The 4,222-nt window shown below is 69.7% G+C and carries 3 protein-coding genes; all 3 read right to left on the reverse strand.

Going from position 1 to position 4,222, the window contains the following annotated elements:
- On the reverse strand, positions 1-912 hold a 912-nt coding region (locus WBL05_RS09360), incomplete at its 3' end, for a UDP-N-acetylmuramoyl-tripeptide--D-alanyl-D-alanine ligase (RefSeq protein WP_424225431.1).
- Complete coding sequence (locus WBL05_RS09365) at positions 909-2,441, reverse strand: UDP-N-acetylmuramoyl-L-alanyl-D-glutamate--2,6-diaminopimelate ligase (protein WP_424225433.1); 1,533 nt, start codon at positions 2,439-2,441, stop codon at positions 909-911. The genes WBL05_RS09360 and WBL05_RS09365, both read right to left, overlap by 4 nt.
- Positions 2,442-2,476: 35 nt before the next feature.
- The coding region (locus tag WBL05_RS09370; protein ID WP_424225432.1) for a peptidoglycan D,D-transpeptidase FtsI family protein at positions 2,477-4,222 on the reverse strand (1,746 nt) is incomplete at its 5' end.

Genomic DNA, 4,222 nt, shown 5'->3' on the forward strand with positions numbered 1-4,222 from the left:
GCCCAGGACGCGCAGCTGCACGCTCGCCGACTCCTCGCGTCCGGCCGGGTCGGTGACGGTCAGGGTGAAGCCGAACCGGGACAGGTCGTCGGCCACCAGGTCGTGGGCCCTGACCACCAGCTCGGCCTGTGGCTGGTGGCGCCCGCCGACGGTGAACCGGGCGATGTGGGCGCGGGTCCGGCCAGCCATCGCGTCCACCAGCGGGTCGTCTGCGTTCAGCACCGCCCAGCCATCGGCGTCCAGCGCCTCGACGATCTCTCCCTTGGCCTGGGCGATGGCCTGCTTGCTGCCGAACTCGCCCAGGTGGGCCGATCCCACGTTGAGCACCACCGACGCGGTGGGCTGGACGATCGAGCACAGGTATGCGATGTCGCCGAGCGCCCGGGTTCCCATCTCGGCGACCAGGTAGCGGGTGTGCTCGTCGGTCCGGCAGACGGTGAGGGGGGTGCCGAGTTCGTTGTTGAACGAGCCGAGGGGGCTGACCGTCGGACCATCGGCGGCCAGCACCTGGGCGAGCAGGTCCTTGGTGCTGGTCTTGCCGGCGCTACCGGTCACCGCGACGGTGCGCAGCCCGGCCTCCCGCGCCTGGCGGTGCAGGCTGCGGGCTAGTGCGGTCAGGCCCTGCTGAGCCGGTTCGCCCTGGTCGGACTGGCAGACCAGCTGGACGATGGCAGCCTCGACCGGCCGACTGGTGATGGCCGCCGCCGCCCCGGCCTGGATGGCTTCGCCAAGGAAGTCGTGGCCGTCGACGTGCTCGCCGGGCAACGCCACGAACAGCGACCCCGGGGTGGCCTGTCGGCTGTCGATGACCACGTCGGGTCCGACCAGCACCTGGTCGTCGCCCACCGTTCGGCAGGTGGCGCCGCCCGCCGCCATCATGGTCGCCAGTTCGGCTGCAGTACGCGTCCTCACGATTTCCCCTCTGCGATGATCCGGGCCCACTGCTCGCGGACGACCTCCACGTCGTCGAACTCGATGGTCTCATCATCCAGTTGCTGGGTGCGTTCGTGGCCCTTGCCCAGGACCGCGATCGCATCGCCTGGCCGCGCCAACCGTAGCGCCTGCCCGATGGCTGCCCGACGCTCTCCCCCGTCCAGTAGTTCCACCGCCGCCAGCCGGCTGCCGGGCTCGGCGGCGTCGATGGCCGACCGGGCGCCGGCCAACACCCGGGACCGGATGATGGCTGGATCCTCCGAGCGGGGATTGTCGTCGGTGACCACCACGACGTCGGCGCCCTGCGCGGCCGCCCGGCCCATCGGTTCGCGCTTGTCGGGGTCGCGGTCGCCGCCGGCTCCCAGCACCACCAGCACCCTCGCCGAGGCCAGAGCCGGGTGGTTGAGCGCGTCCAGCGCGGAGCTGATCGCCTGTGGAGTGTGCGCGAAGTCGACGTAGACCCGAGGTGCGGCCGAGCCGTTCGCGGTGGGCAGGTCGACCGGCTGCATGCGGCCGGGGATGACCGCCCGGGCCAGGCCGGGCAGGGCGGCCGACATGTCGAGTCCTGCCTGGTCGATCATCGCCAGCGCGGTCGCGGCGTTGACGACGTTGTAGTCCCCCGGCAGGCAGATGGCCGCCTCGATCGTGCCGTTCGGGTGCACCAATGTGAAGCTGCTGCCCGAACCGGACGGTTGCCACTGGGTGACCCGGTAGCTGCAGCCGGCCGAGAACCCGACCGAGACCGCAGGCAGGCCGAGGTCGGCCGCCTGCTGGAGCAACCGCCGACCGGCCTCGGCGTCCCCGTTGATCACCGCTCGGTCGGCGTGGTCGGGGGTGAACAGCCTGGCCTTGGCGGCGAAGTACTCCTCGATGGTGTGGTGGAACTCCAGGTGGTCACGGCCCAGGTTGGTGAAGCCGACGACGTCGAACCTGATACCGGCCACGCGTTGCAGCGACAGTGCGTGCGAGCTGACCTCCATCGCGACGGTGTCGGCACCGCGGTCGAGCATCATCGCCAGCGTCGCCTGCAGGTCCGGCGATTCCGGGGTGGTGATGGTCGTGCGGTCGAGTTCGAGCGGCTCACCGCCGACCAGGAAGCCGAGCGTGCCGATGCTGCCGACCCGGCGGCCGGCCCCATCGAGTGCAGCCGCCAGCATCAGCACGGTCGTCGACTTGCCGTTGGTGCCGGTCACCCCAAGCGATGTCATGGCCTGCGCCGGTTGCCCGTAGCTTCGGCAGGAGGCGATCGCCATCGCGTACCGGGCGTCCTCGACCATCGCCACTGGCGGCGTGGCGAGCCCTTCGGACTCGATCAACCGGGCGCCCGCGACATCGGTCAGCAGTGCAGCGGCCCCGGCGGTGGCCGCCTTGCCGGCGAAGGCCGCGCCGTGCTTGCTGGTGCCGGGCAGCCCGACGTACAGGAACCCCGGACGGACCCGCCTGGAGTCGAAGGCCACACCGCTCACCAGCGGATCGCTCGCCGGCAGGCGGACGTCAAGGCCGGCCAGCAGTTCGGACAACGGGCGGGCTGGCAGTTTGCTGGTCACGGCAGGTAGCTGAGCGGGTCGGTGAACTCCGGCACGTTGGTGGCCGGCGCGATGCCGTACCGCGGTAGCGCCTGGATCATCAGTTCACGGGCGGAAGGGAAAGCCACGACGCCACCGTAGTACCCGTTGGTCGGTTCGTCGATCACAACGTAAACCAGCAACTGCGGGTCCTCGGCAGGCGCCACCGCCACGTAGGAGCCGGTGTAGCCGCCGTCGTAGTTGCCGTAGTCACCGATCTTCTGCGCGGTACCGGACTTGCCCGCCATCCGGTAGCCGGGAATCGTCATGGCGTCCAGCGTCGTCATCTCGGGGGACGCCACGGAGGCCTCCATCATGTTGACCACCGCCGCCGAGGCCTCCTCGCTGATCACCCGGTACGGCTCCTTGCGCTCGAACGGTACCGAGTCACCGGCGGCAGTATGGGCCGAGGAGATGACGGTCGGTTGGTGGTACACCCCGCCGTTGACCACGCTGGCGAGCGCGGCGGCCTGCTGGATCGCGGTGACCGACAGGCCCTGACCGAACGAGATCTGGTCGCGGGTGTAGTCGGCCATGTCGGCGCCGGGCAGCACACCCATCGCGCCGCCGGTCTCGCCGGGCAGTTCGATCCCGGTCGAGGAGCCGAGCCCGAAGGACGCCAGGTAGTTCGAAAGCGTCGCCTTGTCAATCTGGCGGGTCAACTGCACCGTGCCGATGTTGGAGGACTGGGCGAGCACGCCGCGGGCGGTCAGGTACAGAGTGCCGTGGGCCCAGGCGTCGTTGATCGGTGCGCCACCCGACATGATCTGGCTGGGCACCTCCACCGGGGTGTCAGCTGTGATCAGCCCGGCGTCCAGCAACGCGGCCATGGTCAGCACCTTCTGCACCGAACCGGGTTCGTAGGCGTCGGTGATCGCCCGGTTGCCCAGGTCGTCAGTGTTCGCCTCGCCCGGGTTGTTCGAGTCGAAGGTCGGGACGGTGGCCATCGCCAGCACCTCACCGGTCTGGACGGCCATGATCACCACGGTGCCGCTCCTCGCGTTGGCGTTGGCGACGGCGTTGGCGAGTTCGGTCTGGGCCATCCACTGCAGTTCGGCGTCGATGGTGAGCTGAAAGGTGGTTCCGTCGACCGGCTCGACGAGGGTGCTGTCACCCAACGGGATCGGTCCGTAGGGTGACTGCTGGTAGGTCTGCTTGCCGTCGATGCCGCTCAGTTGCGCGTCGTGCTGGTACTCCAGGCCGGCCGCGCCCTGGTCCTCATAGTTGACGAAGCCGATCACGTTGGACGCCAGCGTGCCGTTCGGGTAGTAGCGCACCGGATCGGTCGCGGGGTAGATGCCGTACCAGCCGCCGTTCTTCAGCTCGGTGGCCATCTGCTGGTACAGCGCCGCCGACACCTTCCGCTTGATCAGCTCGTACTGGTTCGGGCTGCCGTCGTCGTTGCGAACCCTGGTCAGTTGCCGCAGGTAGTCGGACTTCCTGCCGCCGAGGTAGGTGGCCAGGATCGCGGCGATGGCGCCCGGCGCCTGCCTGGCCTTGGCCGCCTGTTCGGCGGTCATGTTCTCCCGGTCGTAGCCGTTGGACGAGATGGACCACGGGTCAGCGATGACCTGGAAGGCGGGCTGGGTCTCGGCCAGCACCTGGCCGTTGCGGTCGAGGATCACCCCCCGGTCTGCCTTCAGCACCTGGGTCCGGTTCAGTTGCTGGGCGGCCGCCTGGGCATTGGCCGGTGCGTCGATGCCCTGCAGCAGCAACGCCCGTCC

The organism is Brooklawnia sp. (assembly GCF_049651565.1).
In the GTDB taxonomy this organism is placed as follows: domain Bacteria; phylum Actinomycetota; class Actinomycetes; order Propionibacteriales; family Propionibacteriaceae; genus Brooklawnia.